Genomic DNA, 19,052 nt, shown 5'->3' with positions numbered 1-19,052 from the left:
GGGTTCCCTGGCGGCTCACAGCCGCCAGGGGACCTTTTCCTGTGGTGCGTAACGGCACGACGACCCGGTGGTGACCGACGCGCGCAGATGCGCGGCCAGCGCGGGGTGGAGTTCGTCGAGTTTGCGCAGCGTGTCCCGGATCCGGGCGGTCACCGTCTTGCGGGCGCGTTCGGCCTCGTCGCCGAGGCGCCGGGTGCGGCCGCCGAGCCCGGCGGCGGACCGCAGTTCCGCCAGCAGCGCGTCCCGCTCCCGGTCCAGTGCCGCGGCCCTGGCGTCCTTGCCCAGTCCTGTCGCGGTGTCGATCAGGTCGTCGAGTTCGGCCAGCCGCGCGCGGTAACGGGCCTTCGCCTCGTCGTCCAGGACGGCGTCACCGCCGACGCTCTTGGCGGCGACCACGACCTCACCGCCTTCCGGGGCGAGCAGCCGGACCGACGGCACCTCCGAACCCGGTCTGCCGAGCAGGAAATGCAGATCCCGCAAGCCTTTCGAGTCCGGCAGACGGGTGGTGACGCCGTCGAAGCACAGGGTCCACACGGCTTCGTCGCGGCGGAACTCGGCAGGACGCGCCGCCGGGGCCCGCGCGCCTTCCCGGGTCTCCTTCACCCTGGCCGCGACCTGGCGCATGCCGAGCGCGGCGGCTTCTCTGTCCACTTCGGACAGAATGGTCGCCGCGGTGGTCGCGTCATCTTCGAGGTTCCGCCCGAGCAGTGCCTGCGCCAGCCAGGACTTGGCCTCGGTGGCCCAGGCCGCGGCCCGCAGTCTTTCGGCCGAGAGCGCGGCGCCGGTCAGGTTCTCCACGGCGTCGTTCCACCGCTCCTGCGCCAGATCGAGCCTGCCGAGCCAGAGATCGACCGGGCCGGAGATCTCACAGCCGTGCAGGGAAACCAGCCATTCCCCGTGGTGGGGCGAAAGGAGTGCGCGGGCCGCCTCGCAGCGTTCGGGATCGCGGGAGACCGCCGCTGTCTGCGCCCGGCAGCGCAGCCACATCGCCTCCAGGTCGCGGGAGTACGGCTTCGCCTCGGCCGCGAGATCGGTGAGCCGTACGGCTTCCGCGGCGTCCTCCCGCTGTGCCGCGGTGATCGCCTCCAGCAGCCGTCCATAGGAATGACCGCTGTCGTGGGTGCTCTCGCGGTGCAGCACCGCTAGGTCGTCGAACCGGCCCTGCAGGCACCATCGAGACCACCGCTGCAGCCGGGTGAGATCGCAGAAATGCGGATGGTCCTGGTTCCTGTCGCCGGAGATCGCGCGCTGGAGGTGTGCCTCGGCTTCGTCGAACCGGCCCTGGATCGTGGCGATGATGCTCTGGTCGATCATGGCGGCGAGATGGGAACTCGGCACCCGGCCGAGGTCCGCCATGGCGACGAAGTCCTGGTACTGCCCGAGATAGCGCGGGTCGCCCTGTTCCAGCAGCGCGACCCACTTGAACGAGGACGCGAAATGCTCCAGTTCCGCGTTCGCGGTCCGGCGGCCGAGCGCGATCAGTTCGTCGGTGAGCCGTTGCCGCTCGGCCGCGGTGCCGGGGCCCGAGATCGCGTCGTGCCGGGCCCACAAACCGAACTGCAGCGCCGAGTCGTCCTGATCGTCGCGGGCGGTCACCATGATGCGCGCTGTCAGTTCCTGCGTCATCCGGTCGGCGGATAGGGTTTCCCCTGGCGCGCGTCCGCAGAGCCGTTGATGCGCCTCGGCGAGCAGCACGGCGGTCTCGCCGGCGCGCAGTCTCTTGTGGTCGGTGCGGATCAGGGTCAGCGCGAGCCGGGCGAGCAGATCGTCGTCGTCGAGTTCGCGGACGAGGGCCGCGGCCGCGTCGAGGACCTGCCTGCCCTCTTCGGAGTCGTGATGGCGGGTCAGATGCGCGCCCAGTTCGAGGGCGATCACCGCGCGGCGCCGCCGATCCCGGACGGTCTCCATCGCACGCCGGTAATGCGCGGCCGTCTCCTCGACGGCCATCCGGCCGGTGGCGTCGGCCGCCGCGGCCAGCATCAGGTCGACGGCCCGGTCCGGATCGAGTTCCCGGCCGGCGAGCAGGGCATGGCGGGCCAGATCGGCGGGGAAGAGCCGGTCCGTCGACGCCGTCGGCTCGCGGACGGCGTCGACGACGGCGGCGTGCAGCTTCTGTCGCTCCGAATCGGACATACTCGCGTACAACGTCTCGCGGACGAGGTCGTGGGCGAACGCGAAGCGCCCCTGCCCCCGCACCACGACCAGCCGCGCCGCGACGGCCTGCTCGAGGAGCCTGTCCACCTGCGGCACGGGTGCCGGCGCCACCACCGCGAGCAGTCTGCGGTGGAATTCCCGGCCGAGGACGGACGCGGTGGTCAGCAGTTCGAGAACCGGTTGGGGGAGCAGGGAAAGCCGTCGCTGCAGAGCGTCGGCGACGCCGGGCGCGATCGTCTCCGCGGAGCCGCCGCTGTGCCACAGCCGGGCCGTCTGCTCGACGAAGAACGGGTTGCCGCCGGTGCGGCGATGGACCTCGGCGACCAGTTCGTAGTCCGGTTCCGCACCCGCCGTCCTGGCCATGAGCGCGCCGACCTCGTCCGGTTCGAGACCGGTGAGCGTGACCGACGTGGCCTTCGCGAGCAGCGGCAGCATCAGCGAACGGAGCGGGTGGTCGGTCGTCTCGACCTCGACGTCCCGGTACGTGCCGATCAGCAGCAGCCGTTCGAACCAGGTGTGCTGGGCGGCGAACTCGAGCAGCCGGAGCGACGCGGTGTCGGCCCAGTGCAGGTCGTCGAGCACCACCACGACCGGCTGGGCCTGGGAAGCGGACACCAGCGCGCTCGTCACCGCGTCGTAGAGCCGGAAGCCGTCGGGCGCGCCGTCGCCGCGGGCTTCGCCGAGCAGGACGTCCAGTTCGCTGTCCGCCATCGCGGCCCACCGGCCCGGCTCGACCGAGCGCCGCAGCCCGCGGACCACCTGCGTCCACGGCCAGTAGCCGGGCGCGCTGGCGGAGTCCCAGCAGGATCCGTTGAGCACCAGCGCGCCGAGGCGCTTCGCCTCTTCGGCGGCGCCGGTGACGAGCGTGGTCTTGCCGATCCCGGCCTCACCGGTGACCAGGACCAGCCCGCCGTGGCTTTCGGTGGCGCGCGCGATCTCCGCGCGGAGTACCCCCGCGGGATGGTCGCGTCCGATGAGCACGGCTGACATGTCCGAATCCTCCCAGTAGGGTCCGACAATCTCACGACGCCCGCCCGCTGTCAGGCCTCGTGAGTGGTAAGTGCCGTTAGAACGACACTTGCCACTCACGACCCCCGCGACCCAGCGGCTACCGCGGCGCTGTCCTGAAGGACCCCTTTGAGACGGTGAACGTCGCAAAGGGGTCCCTCGCGACAGCGCCGCTGTCTGGGTCCGGACCTCCTTGGCGACTTGGATGGTCAGCGGGTCGTGAGTGGTAAGTGCCGTTAGAACGACACTTGCCACTCACGAGGCCGTGGGCTCGGAGGGCGGTGATCGACGTCTCCCACTGGCCGGGAACCCCGCGCGGTCCGCGCGCGACCTCCTGAACGTGACGAATCGAGTGGGACCGCGGCCTGTTGTGCCAGGTCAGGCGCTACGCGGCAGGAGTAGGGTGGGGTCCATGGGGAGCATTCGCTCGCGTGTTCTGGCATGGATCGGCCGCCGTTACCTCGCGCGTCAGCAGAAGAACGGCTTCGACCTGTCCAAGATGTCGATCCTCCCGGACAACGCGCTGAAGCCGCTCAAACGCGACGGCCTGGACCCGGTCGCCGACCTGGGCCGCCTCCGCGCCGAAGCGCCGATCAGCAAGCTGGATCTGCCGTTCGGCATGAACGCCTGGCTGGTCACGGGCTATGACGAGGCCAAGGCCGTCCTCGGCAAGGTGACCGAGTTCAGCAGCGATTTCACGAACCTGGTCGGCAACGCGGGCGTGACCGAGGACCAGAACCCCGGCGGGCTCGGGTTCGCCGATCCGCCGGTGCACACCAGGCTCCGGCGGCTGCTCACGCCGGAGTTCACCATGCGGCGGCTGGCGCGGCTCACCCCGCGGATCGACGAGATCATCGCCGACCAGCTCGACGCGATGGAGAAGGCGGACGGGCCGGTCGATCTCTGGCAGGCCTTCGCGCTGCCGATCCCGTCGCTGACGATCTGCGAGCTCTTGGGCGTCCCGTACGAGGACCGCGACGACTTCCAGCGCTTGAGCACCGCACGGTTCGACCTCTTCGGCGGCGCGGGCGCGTCGCTCGGCGCGATCACCGAGTCACTGTCCTATTTGGACGACATCGTCAAGAAGCAGCGCGAGAATCCGGGCGACGGCCTGCTCGGCATGCTCATCAAGGAGCACGGCGACGAGATCGACGACCGCGAACTGGCCGGTCTCGCCGACGGCGTGCTCACCGGCGGGCTGGAGACCACGGCGAGCATGCTCGCGCTCGGCGCGCTCGTACTGCTGAAGGACCGCGCGCTGTTCGAGACCGTCCGCGGGGACGACGACGCCGTCCACAAGTTCGTCGAGGAACTGCTGCGGTACCTGACCGTCGTGCAGATGGCCTTCCCGCGCTTCGCCAAGGAGGACCTGGAGGTCGCCGGCGTGCGGATCGCGAAGGGCGACATCGTGCTGTGCTCGCTCAGCGTCGCGAACCGTGACGGCGTCCTCGGTGACGACATGGAGAAGTTCGATGCGACCCGGGAGCCGACGTCGCATCTCGCCTTCGGCTGGGGCATCCACCGCTGTATCGGCGCCGAACTGGCCAGGATGGAACTCCGCGCCGCCTATCCCGCGCTGGTGCGCCGCTTCCCGGAGATGCGGCTGGCGATCGAAGAGGACGCGCTGGAGTTCCGGAAGGTCTCGATCGTCTACGGCGTCGACGCGCTCCCCGTGCTGCTGGACTGAGTCTCAGGAGACTCCCCTCGGCCGGAACTGGATGCTGATCCTGGGCCCCACCGGTTTGGCCGTCTTGGGGATGGCGTGTTCCCAGGTCCGCTGGCAGCTGCCGCCCATGACGATCAGGTCGCCGTGGCCGAGCGCGTGCCGGACCGTTTCGCCCCCGCCACGCGGGCGCAGGGCGAGCTGCCGCGCCGCGCCGACCGAGACGATCGCGACCATGGTGTCCTCGGTGCGGGAGCGGCCGGTGTCGTCGCCGTGCCAGGCGACACTGTCGCGCCCGTCCCGGTAGAAGCACAGACCGGAGGTCACGAACGGCTCGCCCAGCTCGTCCGCGTAGTGCGCCGAAAGCGCCTCCCGTGCTTCGGTGAGGATCGGGTGGGGGAGCGGCATCCCTTCGCGGTAGTAACTCAGCAACCGGGGCACGGCGACGACGCGGTCGTACATCTGCCGTTTTTCGGCGTGCCACGGCACATCCTCGGCGAGCCGGGTGAACAGCTCGTCCGCGCCGGTGAGCCAGCCGGGGAGGACGTCGATCCAGGCGCCCCTGGTCAGCTCGGTGCGCCGGAGCGCGCCGAGCGAGCCGAGCCCGAGGGCGGCGCACTCGTCGAACAGCGAGGCTTGAAGCGCGGGGGTCATGGCGACCGAACCTACCCCGGCTCCCACTATTTGTCGAACGCGTGTTCGAGCGGGTATGGATGGGCGGACCACGAGCGGGAGGAACCCCATGCTGAAGCAGGTCGCGGACGATGTGCTGGTCCACCGGAGCGAGTTGCTCCAGAACAACACCGTCGTGGTGCGGGGCGGGAGCGGTGTGCTGGTCGTCGTCCCCGGGCACGGCTCCGTCGGCAGAGATGACGACGTACGCGCGAGGATCGACCAGGATCGGGCGTATGTGCTCGCCCTGCGGGACGCCCGGATTTCCGCCGGCCCGCGGATCGGCCCGTCGGCCAAGCCCGGCTGGGAGTGAGTGAGCGACGTGCACGAAGGGCAACTCCGGCGCCTGGCACGATAGTCCGCATGATCGACACAGTCAGGTCCGAAGACGGAACGCCGATCGTCCTCGAACGACGCGGCACGGGTCCCGTGGTCGTCGTCGTGGCCGGTGCCTCGAACGACCGGCACGGTGACGAACCGCTGGTCGCCGAACTGGCGGCCGAGTTCTCGGTGGTGACCTACGACCGCCGGGGCCGGGGCGACAGCGGGGACACCGCGCCGTACGCGGTCGAGCGCGAGATCGAAGACCTCGCCGCGGTGGTCGCCTCGATCGGTGAACCGGTGATCGTGCACGGCATCTCCTCCGGTGGCGCACTCGCGTTGCTGGCCGCCGCGTCCGGGGTGCCGATGGCGCGGCTGTCGGTCTTCGAGGCGCCGTATCGCGGCGAGGCGGAAGAGGTCCCCGAGGGGTACGCCGCCGAGATGCGCGACCTGGTCGCGGCGGACCGGTGGGACGACGCCGCCGCGCTGTTCATGACCGCGGCCGTCGGCTCACCCGCGGAGGCGGTGGAGGAGGCCAAGGCGACGCCGATGTGGGCCGAACTCCGGTCGTTCGCGCCGACGCTCGTGTACGACGCCTTCGTGATGGGCGACTCGAAGGTGCCCGCGCAGCGGCTGGCGTCGATCGCGATTCCCGTTCTCGTCGTGAACAGCAACGGCAGCACCGACTGGCTGAAGACCGCCGCCGTCGTGACCGCCGAAGCGATCCCCGGCGCGAAGCAGGTTCAGCTGGACGGCGAGTTCCACGACGTACCGGCCGGGCGGCTGGCTCCGGAACTCGGCGCGTTCTACCGCGAGTCGTGAGAAACCGCTGTCCGGTCAGCGGGACACCGGCGTGCCCGGTCCTTGTCCGATGACGGTTCGTGCTCGTACAGTCGCAGCCTGGTCCTGGTCTGGACCACCGCCGCCCTGACTGCGCAGGAGGCAGGATGCGAAGACGACTTCGGACCACCGGGGTGGTCGCGGCGGCCGTTCTCGGCCTGGTGGCGTCGGCGATGCCGGCGAGCGCCCAGGTCGGAACCGGGCCGTGGACGGCGGAGAACCCGTCGTTCACCGTCCAGGAACGAGGCTGCGGCACCGTCGACGGGCTCGACTTCGCCTTGACCTGCTCCACCGGGAGCGGGGATCAGCGGGCGGAACGGCGCTACGCGACCTACACCGGCGGGACCAGACAGTTCGAGGGTTCGTTCCGGATCACCAGCATGGCGGGGTCCCGGATCAGCCTGAAACAGACCTTCCGCGACGCGCCGACAGCCGGGCCGTACTTCATGCTCGCGGTCGAACGCGGCGGGCGGCTCTACGCCGTCCACGGCGGGGAGACGCTGGGCAGCGGGGCGACCGTCGGGACCTCGGTGCGGGTCAACACCGTGCATCAGGTCGGCAGTACGCACAAGGTGTACATCAACGGGTCGCTGAAGCAGACCGTGAGCAGCAGCGCCGGCAGCTACTACGACAAGTTCGGTGCCTACCGCACGGCCAGCGGTGCGGGGCCGGTCAAGGTGACCTGGAGCGGGATCAGGTTCTGGCGGAAATGAGGCGGTGTCACGGACCTCGGCGCCACGCGTCGAGGTCCGTCCACGCTTCGAGGGTCCGCCCGCTTTCGAAGCGGCGGCGTTCCTTGGTGACCGGATCGGTGAACTCCAGGACCTTCGCCAGCAGCTGCAGGGGTTCGGTGAAATCGTCGAGCGGGGTCTCGGTCAGCTCCGGATAGAAGTCGTCGCCGAGAATCGGCAATCCGAGCCCGCTCATGTGCAACCGGAGCTGATGGGTGCGGCCGGTCGCGGGGAGCAGGTGGTAGCGGCCGAGGCCGTCGCGGTGCTCGATCAGTTCGACGCGGGTTTCGGCGTTGGGCGGCCCGTCGATCTCCTGCGCGGCGATGACCCCGCGCTCCTTGACGATGCGGCTGCTGATCTCCCTCGGCAGCACGACGGCCGGATCGTAGCGTGCGATCGCCTCGTATTCCTTGTGCACCAGGCGATCCCGGAACATCGTCTGATAACGGCCGCGGAGTTCGGGGGTGATCACGAACAGGATGAGCCCGGCCGTGACCCGGTCGAGCCGATGCGCGGGGCTGAGCGTGGGGAGGCCGAGTTCGCGGCGGAGGCGGACCAGCGCGGTCTGCAGGATGTGCCGTCCACGCGGGATCGTCGCGAGGAAATGCGGTTTGTCGGCGACCAGGATGTGCTCGTCGCGATGGACGACGGAGACCTCGAACGGCACCTCGACCTCGTCGGGCAGGTCGCGGTGGAACCAGATGAACGAGTCCGGGACGAACGGCGCGTCGACGCCCAGCGGCCCGTCGAGCCCGACGATGCGCTCCTCGCGGAGCATCTCCTCGATCCGCTCGGGCGCGACCCGGGGGAGCCGCTCGACGAGATGCTCCCGCAACGTCGTCCACGGCCCCTCGGTGGGCATCTTCAGCCTCGCGGGATCGAGCCCGTGGCGGGGCGGGAGCGGCGGGCGGAGCTTGCGTCTCATCACCGCGCACTGTAGTCGCGGCTCGTCAGGCCTGATCCCGGTAGCGGGCCAGATAGCGCTCGGTGACGTCGGCTTCGGCGGCCGCGGTGGCTTCGGCGCGGGTCCGGCGGCCGATGCCCGGCTCGAAGCCGTTCTTGGCGAGCCGGTGCTCGATGCTCTCCTCCATGTAGGCCATCGAGTAGAAGTACGCCACGAGCGCGGCCATCAGCACGATCGCCAGCCGCAGGGTGAGCGGGCCGGGAAGGAGCAGCCACACCGCGCAGAGCGGCGCGATCATCACCGTGCTGCGGGCGACGTGCCGCCAGCGCCAGCTTCCGGTGGTCGCGTCGTGGAGGATCCAGTCGTGGTAGCGCTCGGGCAGCCTGCCGCCGAGTGAGTACCAGAGCCAGCGGATCGGATCCGGGCGCTTGCGGGGCATCGGATGGCTCCCTTCCTTCGACAACCGGAACAGTACACTAATCGTTAGTACGCTAATCATTAGTGTTGCCGAGACCACGGCTAGGATCGGCGGCATGAGTTCGGAGGGGCCGGAGATGAAGTCGATCGACCTGGGCGAGGACCCGCTCGCGCTGGAGCGTCAGGTGTGTTTCGCGCTCTCGGTGGCTTCGCGCAGTGTCATCGCCATTTACCGCCCGCTGCTGGAGCCGCACGGGCTCACCCATCCGCAGTACCTGGTCATGCTGGCGTTGTGGGAGCGGGGACCTCAGGCGGTGAAGGACCTGAGCATCGCCCTGCGCGCCGAACCCGCGACGCTGTCGCCGTTGCTCAAACGGCTGGAGTCGATCGGTTACGTCACCCGCAGGCGCAGCGCCGAGGACGAGCGGCTGCTGACCGTCGAGCTGACGGAATCGGGCCGCGCGTTGCGGGCGGAGGCGGAGAAGATCCCGTACCGCGTCGTGGAGAAGCTCGGAATGGAGGTCTCGGAGCTGGAGGCGCTGCACAAAGCGCTGACCCGGGTCATCGAGGCCACGGCTTGAGCGGACCGAAACCGGGGTGTGACGAAATGAGGGTGTGAAGCCGCGTCCGGGTGGGTAACTCCTGTCACGCCAACTCAAGATGACAGGAAGATGAGGGACCGTGACCACCTCGACCCCCGCCCCCTCGGAAGCAGGTCTGGATCTGACGACCAGGCTGAACGCGTATCTGGAGGACGTGGCTTCGGCCTTGGGGATACGGATGGATTCGTGCACGGCCGACCTCACCGGCCCGGTCACCGCGAGGATGCGGCTGAACTGGCGGCTTCCCGGTTTTCCCGAGCGCGACGTCGACCTGTTGTGGCACGAGGAGCACGGCTGGTCCGCGGCCGTGGCGACGCATACGGGCGACGATCACCACGTCGTCGTCGGCTATCTCGGCGGCCGGACGGTGGCGCCGCAGCCTCGCCGGGTCGCCCGCTTCGCCGAGACCCTGCGCACCGGCGATCACCAGGACTGCTGGCCCGGCCCGCCGACGCTGCGCACCGCGGGCGGACCGACCGCGCTGGCCAAGGAACTCTCCGCCTGGGCCTGATCAGGCGTCAGGGACTGACGGTCAGCTTGCCGAGGACGCGGGCGGCGACGGCGTCCAGATTGTCGTCGAGGTAGAAGTGCCCGCCCTTGAAGAGTTCCGTCTCGAAGCTGCCCGTGGTGTGCTCGCGCCAGTTCTCGAGATCCTGGACGTCCAGGACCGGGTCCGCGTCCCCGGCGAGCGCCACCACCGGGCAGGACACGTCGGGACCGGGCCGGTAGCGATAGGTCTCGACGGCCTTGTAGTCGCCGCGCAGCGCGGGCAACGCGAGTGCGCGGATGTCCGGGTCGTCGAGGACCATCGCGGCCGTACCACCGAGCCTGCCGACCTCGGCGAGGAACGTGGTGTCGTCGGCGAGGTGGTGCGACTTCTCCTTGTACAGGTCCGGACCGCGACGCGCCGAGACGAACAGCGCCGCCGGGACGAGGCCACGTGCTTCGAGCCGCCGGGTGACCTCGAACGCGACGATGGCGCCCATGCTGTGGCCGAAGAGGGCGAAAGGCTTGGGGAGCGCGGAAACGACGTCCACCAGCCGGTCGGCGAGGACGTGCAGATCGTCGATGACCGGTTCGCCGAGGCGGTCCTGGCGTCCCGGGTACTGGGCGGAGTGCACCTCGATGGCGGGGGAGAGGAGCGACGAAAGCGCGCGGTACGCGCTCGCCGATCCGCCGGCGTGCGGAAAGGCGACGAGCCTCATCTCGGCCGCCGGTGCCGGGTGGAAGCAACGCGTCCAGCCGGATAGACCCTGCCCTGCCATCGGAATTCCCCCAATCGGTATGCGGAAGTGGCCCGCACACCCCTGGAATGTACGGGGGATCCGCGGGGCGAGTCCACCACCGCGAACCCGCCGAGGCGGACGAAAACCGCCGCCTCACCTGGAACACTGGACCCTGGCCCGCGTCCGGGCCCGGCGGAAGGGAGCGAGTGTGGCGGAGGACCTGAAGATCCGGCTCGGCGTCGGGCTGGGGAGCGGAACGCCGGCGGAGGAGTTCGGCGCCGCGGTCGACCTGCTGGAACGGGCGGGCATCGATTCGCTCTGGCTGCCCGAGGCGGTGTACTCGGCCAGGATCGACCCGGTCGTCGGGCTGACGCACGCGCTCGCCCGCACCTCGAAACTGAAGGTCGGCACCGGCGTGATGGTGCTGCCCGGCCGTGACCCGGTGCTGGTCGCCAAACAGCTCGCCTCACTCGCCGCGCTGGCGCCGAAAAGGGTCCTCCCGGTCTTCGGCCTGAAGCCCGCACGCGACGCGGAACTGCCGCTCTTCCCGGTGCCGCAAGGCCGCCGCGCCGCGGTGTTCGACGAGTCGTTGCGGCTGATCAGGGCCTTGCTGGAACAGGAGGAAGTGACCTTCGAGGGCGAGTTCTTCCGCGTCGAGGGTGCCGGGCTGGGCATGCGCCCGGTCAAGCGGCTCGACCTCTGGCTCGGCGGGAAGGCGCCGGGCGCGCTGCGGCGCGTCGGCAGGCTCGCGGACGGCTGGCTGGCCAGTTTCCTCACCCCGGAGGAGGCCCGAGCCGGGCGCGAGGCGATCCAGAAGGCGGCCGCCGAAGCGGAGCGCGAGGTCGAGGCCGACCACTTCGGGATCAGCCTCCTCGTCGCCGAGGACGGGATCCCCGGCGCGCTCGCGGCCTCGGTCGCGGCACGGTCCGACGCCGATCCGTCCCGGCTGATCGCGGGCAGCTGGAGCGCCGCCCGCGACCTGGTCGCCGAGTACATCGACGCCGGGCTCAGCAAATTCGTGCTCTACCCGGCCGGGCCCGAGCCGATCGAGCGGTTCGTCGAGAACTTCCTCGAGCACGCCGTCCCGCTGCAGAACTAGCCAAGGACTAGTCGAACTTCAGTTCCTCGGTCCGGCGCGGCATCAGCAGCAGCGCGCCGACGCTGAGCACGGCGACCACCAGCATCGCCAGGAAGACGTGGTGCGTGGCGTCCGCGAGGGCGTCACGCACGAACGTCGTCGTCGGCGTGGGCTCACCGTGGCCTTCCAGGACGACGCTGGTCGCGTCGACGCCGGAGGGCAGGCCCGTGACACCGGCGGGCGGGTTCGCGAAGCGGTTCGCCAGGGTCGCGTTCGCGATCGCGCCGAACATCGCCACGCCGACCGCGCTGCCCAGTGAACGGCTGAACATGTTGGTCGCGGTGACGACGCCGCGGCGTTCCCAGCCGATGGTCGACTGCACGGCGATCAGCGTCGGGCTCGACGCCAGGCCCAGCCCGATCCCGAGGACGAACGCGGCCGCGGCCGCCAGCCAGATCGACGTCCCCGTCGCCAGGAACACCGTGATCGCCGCGCCCGCGATGATGATCCCGCTGCCGATCAGCGCGGTGTCCCGGAACCCGATCCGCATGTAGACCCGGCCCGCCAGCGACGCCGAGATCGGCCAGCCGACGGTCAGCGCCGCCAGCGCGAATCCGGCGACGAGCGCCCCGGTGCCGAGCACGCCCTGGGCGTAGGTCGGCAGATACGAGGTCAGGCCCATCAGGAGCATGCCGACCACGACGGCGACCAGGTTCCCGCCGATCAACGTCCGCTTGGTGAAGATCCACAGCGGCAGCACCGGTTCCTCGGCCTTGCGTTCCACGAGCACGAACGCGACCAGCAGCACCACGGCGGCGGCGAAGATCACCAGGCTCGGCGCGGAAGCCCAGCCCCAGGCGACCCCGCCCTCCAGCAGGCCGAGGATCAGCAGCGAGCAGCCGAGGGTGAGCAGCGTGGCGCCCAGGTAGTCGATGCGGTGGGACCGGCGTTCGACGCGCTCCCGGAAGTTCCGGAACAGCATCCACGCCGCCAGCGCGCCCAGCGGCAGGTTGATGAAGAAGATCCAGCGCCAGTCGAGGTACTCGGCGAACACCCCGCCCAGCGTCGGCCCGACCACCGACGAGATCGCCCAGACGCTGGCGAGATAGCCCTGCACCCGCGCGCGTTCCTCGACGGTGTACATGTCGCCGACCATGGTCAGCGCGATCGGCTGGATGGCGCCCGCGCCGATGCCCTGCACCGCGCGGGCGGCGATCAGCACCGGCATGCTCCAGGCGGCGCCGCAGAGCACCGAACCCAGCAGGAACGCGGCGATCCCGAAGAACATCACCGGCCGCCTGCCGAGCACGTCGGCGAACTTGCCGTACAGCGGCACGGTGACCGCCTGGGTCAGCAGGTAGATCGAGAACAGCCACGGGAACTGCGAGAACCCGCCCAGATCGGCGACCACCGACGGCACCGCCGTCGCGATGATGGTCGAGTCCAGCGCGATCAGGCCGGAACACAGCATCACGGCGATCAGGACGGGGCCGCGTTCGGACCGGAAACCGACCCCTTCCTTCGCGGTGACCGGGGCCGGGGTGGGCATCTGTGGCGATCTCCTCGGGCTCATGAAGGGCGTCAACTGCTTCGCATGGGTAAGCATTCCATGGAGACACCCGGTCATGGGATCGATTTTTTCCGTGAGCTATCCCGCAAAATGGATCGGATGAGCACCTGGATCCGCCCGATCGACCGTGGCTGGGTTGTCCGCGACACCGTCCCCGGCCCCGACGTCGACGAGTTCGCCGACCCGGAGCGGGTGGTCGCCGCGCTCGCCGGGGCCCGCGGTGACAGCCTGCTGGCGGTCCAGCATCCGGCGCGGACCCCGGCCGCGCTGGCGGGCGGCCTGTCGATCGAGGCGGCGCTGCCGCAGGCCAGGGCGACCTTCGGGCGCATCCGGGAAGGCCACTACCGCCCGGTCGCCTCCGTCGTCGCGCCGTATCGCATCGACGGGCCGGACGGCGTCGCGCTGGGCGTGCTGTGCCTGGTCGACACCCGGCTCGCCGTCCGGGCCGATGGGATGACGCGGGTCCGGCACACCGAGGACGTCTATCCGGACGTCGTCGCGGAGCGCGCCGCGATGCTCGCCGGACTCGGCGTCGCCACGAGCGCCGCCATGCTGGTCCCCGCGACCGGTGGCCGCGAGCTGACCGCGCTGATCGAACGGCTCTGCCGCGGCCACGTCCCCGAGCTGTCCACCGTGGACGGTGCGGGCCGGAAACACGAACTGTGGCTCACCGGTCCCGGCGACGATCAGGACGAACTGCTGGCGGCGCTGGAGGAGCTGGATCTCCTGGTCGCGGACGGCAACCACCGGGTCGCGGCCGCAGCGGCGTCGGGGCGCGGCGCGCTGCTGGCGCTGGTCACCGGAGGACCGGGGCTGCGGATCGGGCCCATCCACCGGGTCCTCGCCGGCACCGGTCTCGACGCGGCCACGCTGGTCCGTCGGTGGACGGAGGCGGGATTCGACGTCCACCCCGGCCCGCCGGAACCGCCGTCCGAAGCCGGTGAGGTGACCGTGCTGGCGGGGGCATCGGCGTTCCGCGTGCTGCTCGGCAAGGCGGGTGGCGACCACGCCGTCGTCGAGCAGGAGCTGCTCCGCGGCGCGCTCGGCGTCGATCCGGACGGACCGGCCGTGCGGCCGTTGCTGCCGGGCGCCCCGGTGCCCGAAGACGCGGACGCGGTGCTGCTGCTGGCGCCGGTCCCGTACGCGGAGGTGCTCGCCGTGCACGCGGCCGGGCTGCGAATGCCGAGGAAGGCCACCTATTTCACGCCGAAACCACGCAGCGGTCTCCTGCTGGCCGAGCTCTGACCCCGGTCGTTCCGGGAGCTTTTGTCGGTGGCCCGGCCTAGGATCGCCTCGTGGAACTGCCCGTGATGCCGCCCGTGAAGCCGATGCTGGCCAAGGCCGTGCACGAACTGCCGCGCACGCCGGGGCTGCTGTACGAGCCGAAATGGGACGGCTTCCGCTGCGTGGTCTTCCGCGACGGCGACGAGGTCGTGCTGGGCTCCCGCAACGACCGGCCACTGACGAGGTACTTCCCCGAACTGGTCGACCTGCTCAAGGACGCGCTGCCCGAACGCTGTGTCGTCGACGGCGAGATCGTGCTGGTCACCGAGGGCGGACTCGATTTCGAGGCGCTGCAGCTGCGGTTGCACCCGGCGGCGTCCAGGGTGGCCAAACTGGCCGCGGAGACACCGGCCAGTTTCGTGGTGTTCGACCTGCTCGCCCTCGACGACCGCGATCTCACGCCGGAGCCGTTCGGGGAGCGGCGGAAACTGCTCGAAAGCGTCGTCGACACGAAGTTCGCCCGTGTCCACCTGACCCCGCTCTCCGAAGATCCCGACGTCGCCCAGGACTGGTTCACCCGCTTCGAGGGCGCGGGGTTCGACGGCGTGATGGCCAAACCCGCCGACGCGCCGTACGAACAGGACAAGCGGGTGATGTGGAAGGTCAAGCACCAGCGGACCGCGGACTGCGTCGTCGCCGGGTTCCGGTGGCACAAGGACGGTGTCGGCGTCGGGTCGCTGCTGCTCGGGCTCTACAACGACGAAGGCGTCCTGCATCACGTGGGTGTCGCCAGCAGTTTCACCGCCGCGAGGCGCCGTGAGCTGGTGGACGAACTCGCGCCGCTGCGGGAGAACGCGCTGGAGCACCATCCCTGGCGCGAGTGGGTCGAGGCCCACGAGGAGGCGGGTGGCCGGATGCCCGGCGCGGGCAGCCGCTGGGCGCCGCAAAAGGATCTGAGCTGGGAGCCGGTCCGTATCGAATGGGTCGCCGAGGTCCGCTACGAGCACGTCGAGGGCACGCGGTTCCGCCACGGCGGCAGGCTCGTGCGCTTCCGCCCTGACCGCGACCCGGCCTCCTGCACCTACGCGCAGCTCGAAGAGGTCCCGCCCGCCGAGCTGGCCACGATGTTCACCGAGCTGGGGGAAACATGAAGGCGGAACCGGTCACGCTGGATCTCGACGGCGTCGAATTCACGGTGTCCAATCCGGGCAAGGTCTACTTCCCGGAGAACGGCGAGACCAAATTGGACCTCGTCGAGTACTACCGCGCGGTGTCCGTGCCGCTGCTGGCCCAGCTGGGCGGGCGGCCGCTGCTGCTGGAGCGCTATCCCGACGGCGCGGGCGGGAAGTCGTGGTTCCAGAAGCGGGTCCCGAAGAACGCGCCGGAGTGGCTGACCACGACCGTGGTGTCCACGCCGAACGGGACCACATCGGACGCGCTCGTCGCGAAGGATCTCGCGCATGTCATCTGGGCGGTGAACCAGGGCTGCCTCGGTTTCCACGTGTGGCCGAACCGGGCCGACGCGCCGGACATCAGCGACCAGTTGCGCGTCGACCTCGATCCGTCGCCCGGGATCGGTTTCCCCGAACTGCGCCGTGGCGCCGTCCTGACGAAGGCGTTGCTGGCGGAACTGGGCATCACCGCGCAGCTGAAGACGTCGGGCTCGCGCGGTCTGCATCTCTACGTGCCGCTGGAACCGAAATGGGACGGTTACGAGGTCCGCGCCGCCGCCGTCGCGCTCGCCCGCGAGCTGGAGCGCCGCCATCCGGAGGAGATGACGGCGCAGTGGTGGAAGGAAGAGCGCGGTTCCCGGGTGTTCGTCGACTTCAACCAGAACGCGCCGCACAAGACGGTGTTCGGCGCGTGGTGCGTGCGGCCGCGGGTCGGCGGGCAGGTGTCGACGCCGATCGGCTGGGACGAACTGGAGACCGTCGAGCCGGACAAGCTCACGCTGTCCACTGTGCCCGCTCGGCTCGCCGAACGCGGGGACCCTTGGGCGGAAACGAAACCGCAGTCGATCGAGCCGCTGCTGGAAATGTCCCGGAGGGATATGGAGAACGGCCTCATGGACGCGCCATGGCCGCCCGTCTACCCGAAGATGCCCAACGAACCACCCCGGGTCGCGCCGAGCCGGGCGAAGAAAGAAAGCATTTAGTCCTCTGGATGCGGTACTTGCGCGTGCAACTACCGCATCCAGAGGACGAAACGCGGGCTTCCGGCGGGGTGTCAGAGCGGGAGGTCGAAGGCCAGTTGCGTAGTAGTGGTGGTGGCGCGTTCGGTCTTGCGGGTGGACCGGTGGCCCGGCAGGGTCGCGGCACACCGCGGGCACGGAACGACGTCGGTGCCGGTGAGGTCCACCGGCGTCCACCGGCGGGATTCCTTGTCCCCGCAGGCGGAACGCCGATAGCGGAGATCTTCGGAGCGGGTCATCAGATGCGCGGCGGGGGAGTCCTCCGGCAGCGCGCCGACCAGATACCAGCGTCCGGCGGTGTTCGTCATGGAACTGTCCTCCCGATACAGGTGGTCCAGCTCGAGATTCCTTCCGTATTCCAGTGTCAATGGAACACGCCGCGATTCCCGGTATTTCGGTCCCTTTCGGCGTGGCGGCCACGGCTTCTTCTTTTCCTTTTCCATGCGGGACACCGCCGGTGCGTGTGAGGATGCTCCGATGTCACGTCGCACGCGTGCCGTCGATCCTGGCCGCCTCGCCCGGTGGTGCGTGGAGCATCTGGGCAGCCCGCCGTCGGAGGAGTTGTTCAGATCCGGGTTCCTGTCCGCCGTCATCGGGCTGCGGCTGGAGACGACGTCGCCACCGCGGAGGCCTACGTGCCCGGCGGGGCGGTGCTCCCGAGCGCGGAGCACGCGGCCGTGGCCTTCGCCGGGGCGTTCGCGGAGCTGATCCGGCTGGCTCCGCGGCCGGACGAGGTGCCCACGCTCGACCCGGTGCCGTCGTGGGCGGCCTGGAACCACGACGGGGACGGACTGTGGCCGCGTCCGGAGGACTCAGAGGTCGACCTCGACGAGGTGCCCGGCGCGGAGTGGATCGACGACGCCGGGCGCCGTGCCCGTGACCGGCTGCGCGCAGGCGGGTCCGACGCCGTGATCGGCCACTGCGACTGGCTCGCCGGCAACCTGCGCTGGAACGGCGACAAGCTGCTGGTGGTGCATGACTGGGACAGCGTGATCGTGGAAAGCGAAGCCGTCCTGGCCGGTTTCGCCGCCGCGCTGTATTCGACCGTCAGCGCCGACGCGCTGGCCACTATCGAAGACACGCAGCGGTTCCTCGACGCGTATGTCCGTGCGCGTGGCCGGGAGTTCAGCGAAGACGAACTCCGGCGGGCGTGGGCGGCAGGCGTCTGGACCAGGGCCTGTGACGCCAAGTACCAGCACGCCGTCGGGCAGCCCGTCACCTCACTGTCGGAGACCGAGGCGCGCGAGCGACTCCGTCGCGCGGGCTGCTGAACTCAGTCCTGGACGAACCGCAGGACACGGAGCATGCCGCGCTCGTCGACGACGTCGGGCTCGTCCGCGACGCACTCTTCGAGGCGCGCGGTGACGGCCTCGGTGTCGATCCCCGAACCGATCAGCACCAGTTCGCTCCGGCGCGGGCGGCCGGACGGCCACGCCGACCGTTCCACCTGGATGAACGAGCCCACCGTGTGCAGGCCGAACCGCGACCGCGGGCCGTTCGGGCCGAAGTCGAGGAAACCCTTGATCCGGTAGAGCCCGCCCGGCCGTTGTTCGAGGAAGTCCATCAGCCGTCGCGGGTCCAGCGGCCGCTCGGCGGTGAAGGAGACGCTGTCGTACGCGGTGTGGAAGTGGTGCTCGTGGTCGTGCTCCTCCTCGCGGAGGTCGTCGAACGACAGCTGGCCCACCCGCTCGCGCGGCCGGGCGTCGAAGAAGAGCGTGGGGTCGATCCGGCCGTGGGAGGTCGCGATCACCGGCGTGCCGGGCGCGATCTCGTCGATCGTGCCGCGCAGCTTGGCCAAGGCGTCCTCGCCTGCCCGGTCGGTCTTGTTGAGCACGACCAGGTCGGCGAAGCCGAGGTGCTCGTCCAGTTCCGGATGGCGCCGCCTGGTGGCCTCGAACTCCGCCACGTCGACGAGTTCGACCAGGCCACCGTAGGCGATGGCGGGGTTCTCGCTGGCGATCATCAGGCGGATCAGGTCGCGCGGTTCGGCGAGCCCGCTGGCTTCGATCACGATGACGTCGATGCCCGCCTCGGCCTCGGAAAGCTTGGCGAGCATGGCGTCGAGGCCGCTGGCGTCGACGGCGCAGCACAGGCAGCCGTTGCCGAACGACATCATCGTGTCGACCTGGCCGGAGACGGCCATCGCGTCCACCGCGATGCTGCCGAAGTCGTTGACCACGACGCCGATCCGCGCGCCCTGGCGGTTGGCCAGCAGATGGTTGAGCAAGGTGGTCTTCCCGGAACCGAGGAAGCCCGCGATCAGGATGACCGGGATCCGCCTGTCGACCACGTGCTTCCTTTCCGCCGGAGTTCCCCGCACTCTAGCGACGGCGGCCGCGGGTCAATACACCGGTCTGGCGAAAGAACAGAAGTCCGAACGGGGAAATGCACTCGAAAGAGTGATCAATGCTATCGTGTGGAACGATCACAAAAGAGACCTTGGAAAAGGGT

At 70.1% G+C, this 19,052-nt stretch carries 19 protein-coding genes; 11 read left to right on the top strand and 8 right to left on the bottom strand.

All coding sequences use genetic code 11. From position 1 onward, the window contains the following. Window positions 1-15: 15 nt before the first annotated feature. Complete coding sequence (locus L324_RS11860) at window positions 16-3,144, bottom strand: ATP-binding protein (protein ID WP_051173861.1); 3,129 nt, start codon at window positions 3,142-3,144, stop codon at window positions 16-18. A gap of 430 nt (window positions 3,145-3,574) precedes the next feature. Between L324_RS11860 and L324_RS11855 the strand changes: the two genes are divergently transcribed. Beyond that, the gene (locus L324_RS11855) at window positions 3,575-4,849 is read left to right on the top strand and encodes a cytochrome P450 (protein WP_037306365.1); all 1,275 of its coding nucleotides are present in this window, start codon (window positions 3,575-3,577) and stop codon (window positions 4,847-4,849) included. Between the two features lie 3 nt (window positions 4,850-4,852). Here L324_RS11855 and L324_RS11850 read toward each other — a convergent pair whose 3' ends face one another. Then, window positions 4,853-5,479, bottom strand: coding sequence for an alpha-ketoglutarate-dependent dioxygenase AlkB (locus L324_RS11850; RefSeq protein ID WP_037306363.1), 627 nt, complete (start codon window positions 5,477-5,479; stop codon window positions 4,853-4,855). Between the two features lie 88 nt (window positions 5,480-5,567). Here L324_RS11850 and L324_RS44005 point away from each other — a divergent pair, with 88 nt between their 5' ends. The 3 genes from L324_RS44005 (at window position 5,568) to L324_RS11835 (ending at window position 7,371) form a co-directional block, all read left to right on the top strand. Further along, the gene (locus tag L324_RS44005) at window positions 5,568-5,810 is read left to right on the top strand and encodes a hypothetical protein (protein WP_037306362.1); all 243 of its coding nucleotides are present in this window, start codon (window positions 5,568-5,570) and stop codon (window positions 5,808-5,810) included. 50 nt (window positions 5,811-5,860) lie between these two features. Next, a complete protein-coding gene (locus tag L324_RS11840; protein ID WP_037306361.1) occupies window positions 5,861-6,640 on the top strand; it encodes an alpha/beta fold hydrolase in 780 nt (259 codons plus the stop codon). 125 nt (window positions 6,641-6,765) lie between these two features. After that, window positions 6,766-7,371: a hypothetical protein gene (locus L324_RS11835; protein WP_037306360.1), complete on the top strand. Its 606-nt coding sequence runs from the start codon at window positions 6,766-6,768 to the stop codon at window positions 7,369-7,371. Window positions 7,372-7,378: 7 nt separating this feature from the next. Here L324_RS11835 and L324_RS11830 read toward each other — a convergent pair whose 3' ends face one another. Both L324_RS11830 and L324_RS11825 read right to left on the bottom strand, forming a co-directional pair. Continuing rightward, window positions 7,379-8,314, bottom strand: coding sequence for a pseudouridine synthase (locus L324_RS11830; protein WP_037306359.1), 936 nt, complete (start codon window positions 8,312-8,314; stop codon window positions 7,379-7,381). A gap of 25 nt (window positions 8,315-8,339) precedes the next feature. Then, window positions 8,340-8,732, bottom strand: a complete 393-nt coding sequence (locus L324_RS11825) for a DUF5313 domain-containing protein (RefSeq protein ID WP_037306358.1) — start codon at window positions 8,730-8,732, stop codon at window positions 8,340-8,342. Window positions 8,733-8,847: 115 nt separating this feature from the next. Between L324_RS11825 and L324_RS11820 the strand changes: the two genes are divergently transcribed. Both L324_RS11820 and L324_RS11815 read left to right on the top strand, forming a co-directional pair. Beyond that, the gene (locus tag L324_RS11820) at window positions 8,848-9,291 is read left to right on the top strand and encodes a MarR family winged helix-turn-helix transcriptional regulator (protein ID WP_037306438.1); all 444 of its coding nucleotides are present in this window, start codon (window positions 8,848-8,850) and stop codon (window positions 9,289-9,291) included. A 100-nt stretch (window positions 9,292-9,391) separates the two neighbouring features. Continuing rightward, window positions 9,392-9,823, top strand: a complete 432-nt coding sequence (locus tag L324_RS11815; protein ID WP_037306357.1) for a DUF6292 family protein — start codon at window positions 9,392-9,394, stop codon at window positions 9,821-9,823. Window positions 9,824-9,830: 7 nt separating this feature from the next. Here L324_RS11815 and L324_RS11810 read toward each other — a convergent pair whose 3' ends face one another. Next, entirely contained in the window at window positions 9,831-10,577 is a 747-nt protein-coding gene (locus tag L324_RS11810) for a thioesterase II family protein (RefSeq protein WP_201769652.1), read from the bottom strand. Between the two features lie 169 nt (window positions 10,578-10,746). Here L324_RS11810 and L324_RS11805 point away from each other — a divergent pair, with 169 nt between their 5' ends. Continuing rightward, window positions 10,747-11,637 (top strand): TIGR03854 family LLM class F420-dependent oxidoreductase, encoded by an 891-nt coding sequence (locus L324_RS11805; RefSeq protein ID WP_081736298.1) that lies wholly within the window; start codon window positions 10,747-10,749, stop codon window positions 11,635-11,637. A gap of 7 nt (window positions 11,638-11,644) precedes the next feature. Here L324_RS11805 and L324_RS11800 read toward each other — a convergent pair whose 3' ends face one another. Further along, on the bottom strand, window positions 11,645-13,165 hold the full coding sequence (locus L324_RS11800; RefSeq protein WP_037306354.1) for an MDR family MFS transporter: 1,521 nt from the start codon (window positions 13,163-13,165) through the stop codon (window positions 11,645-11,647). A 111-nt stretch (window positions 13,166-13,276) separates the two neighbouring features. Between L324_RS11800 and L324_RS11795 the strand changes: the two genes are divergently transcribed. The 3 genes from L324_RS11795 to ligD are packed head-to-tail and all read left to right on the top strand — an operon-like array spanning window position 13,277 to window position 16,565. Then, on the top strand, window positions 13,277-14,431 hold the full coding sequence (locus L324_RS11795) for a DUF1015 family protein (protein ID WP_081736297.1): 1,155 nt from the start codon (window positions 13,277-13,279) through the stop codon (window positions 14,429-14,431). Window positions 14,432-14,481: 50 nt separating this feature from the next. Further along, window positions 14,482-15,561 (top strand): ATP-dependent DNA ligase, encoded by a 1,080-nt coding sequence (locus tag L324_RS11790; protein ID WP_177342623.1) that lies wholly within the window; start codon window positions 14,482-14,484, stop codon window positions 15,559-15,561. Continuing rightward, window positions 15,558-16,565, top strand: coding sequence for a non-homologous end-joining DNA ligase (ligD, locus tag L324_RS11785; RefSeq protein ID WP_037306353.1), 1,008 nt, complete (start codon window positions 15,558-15,560; stop codon window positions 16,563-16,565). The genes L324_RS11790 and ligD overlap by 4 nt, the downstream gene beginning before the upstream one ends. Before the next feature lie 71 nt (window positions 16,566-16,636). On the opposite strand, the gene L324_RS11780 is transcribed toward ligD, so the two are convergent. Further along, window positions 16,637-16,909, bottom strand: a complete 273-nt coding sequence (locus L324_RS11780; protein WP_037306433.1) for a hypothetical protein — start codon at window positions 16,907-16,909, stop codon at window positions 16,637-16,639. Window positions 16,910-17,236: 327 nt separating this feature from the next. Between L324_RS11780 and L324_RS11775 the strand changes: the two genes are divergently transcribed. After that, window positions 17,237-17,872, top strand: a complete 636-nt coding sequence (locus L324_RS11775) for a hypothetical protein (protein ID WP_235783496.1) — start codon at window positions 17,237-17,239, stop codon at window positions 17,870-17,872. A 2-nt stretch (window positions 17,873-17,874) separates the two neighbouring features. On the opposite strand, the gene L324_RS11770 is transcribed toward L324_RS11775, so the two are convergent. Further along, window positions 17,875-18,891: a CobW family GTP-binding protein gene (locus tag L324_RS11770; RefSeq protein ID WP_037306352.1), complete on the bottom strand. Its 1,017-nt coding sequence runs from the start codon at window positions 18,889-18,891 to the stop codon at window positions 17,875-17,877. Between the last annotated feature and the right edge of the window lie 161 nt (window positions 18,892-19,052).

The organism is Amycolatopsis orientalis DSM 40040 = KCTC 9412, from assembly GCF_000478275.1.
Classification (GTDB): Bacteria; Actinomycetota; Actinomycetes; order Mycobacteriales; family Pseudonocardiaceae; genus Amycolatopsis; species Amycolatopsis orientalis.
Note: the sequence above shows the minus strand (reverse complement) of the source record. Positions and strands in the feature narration are given on the sequence as shown.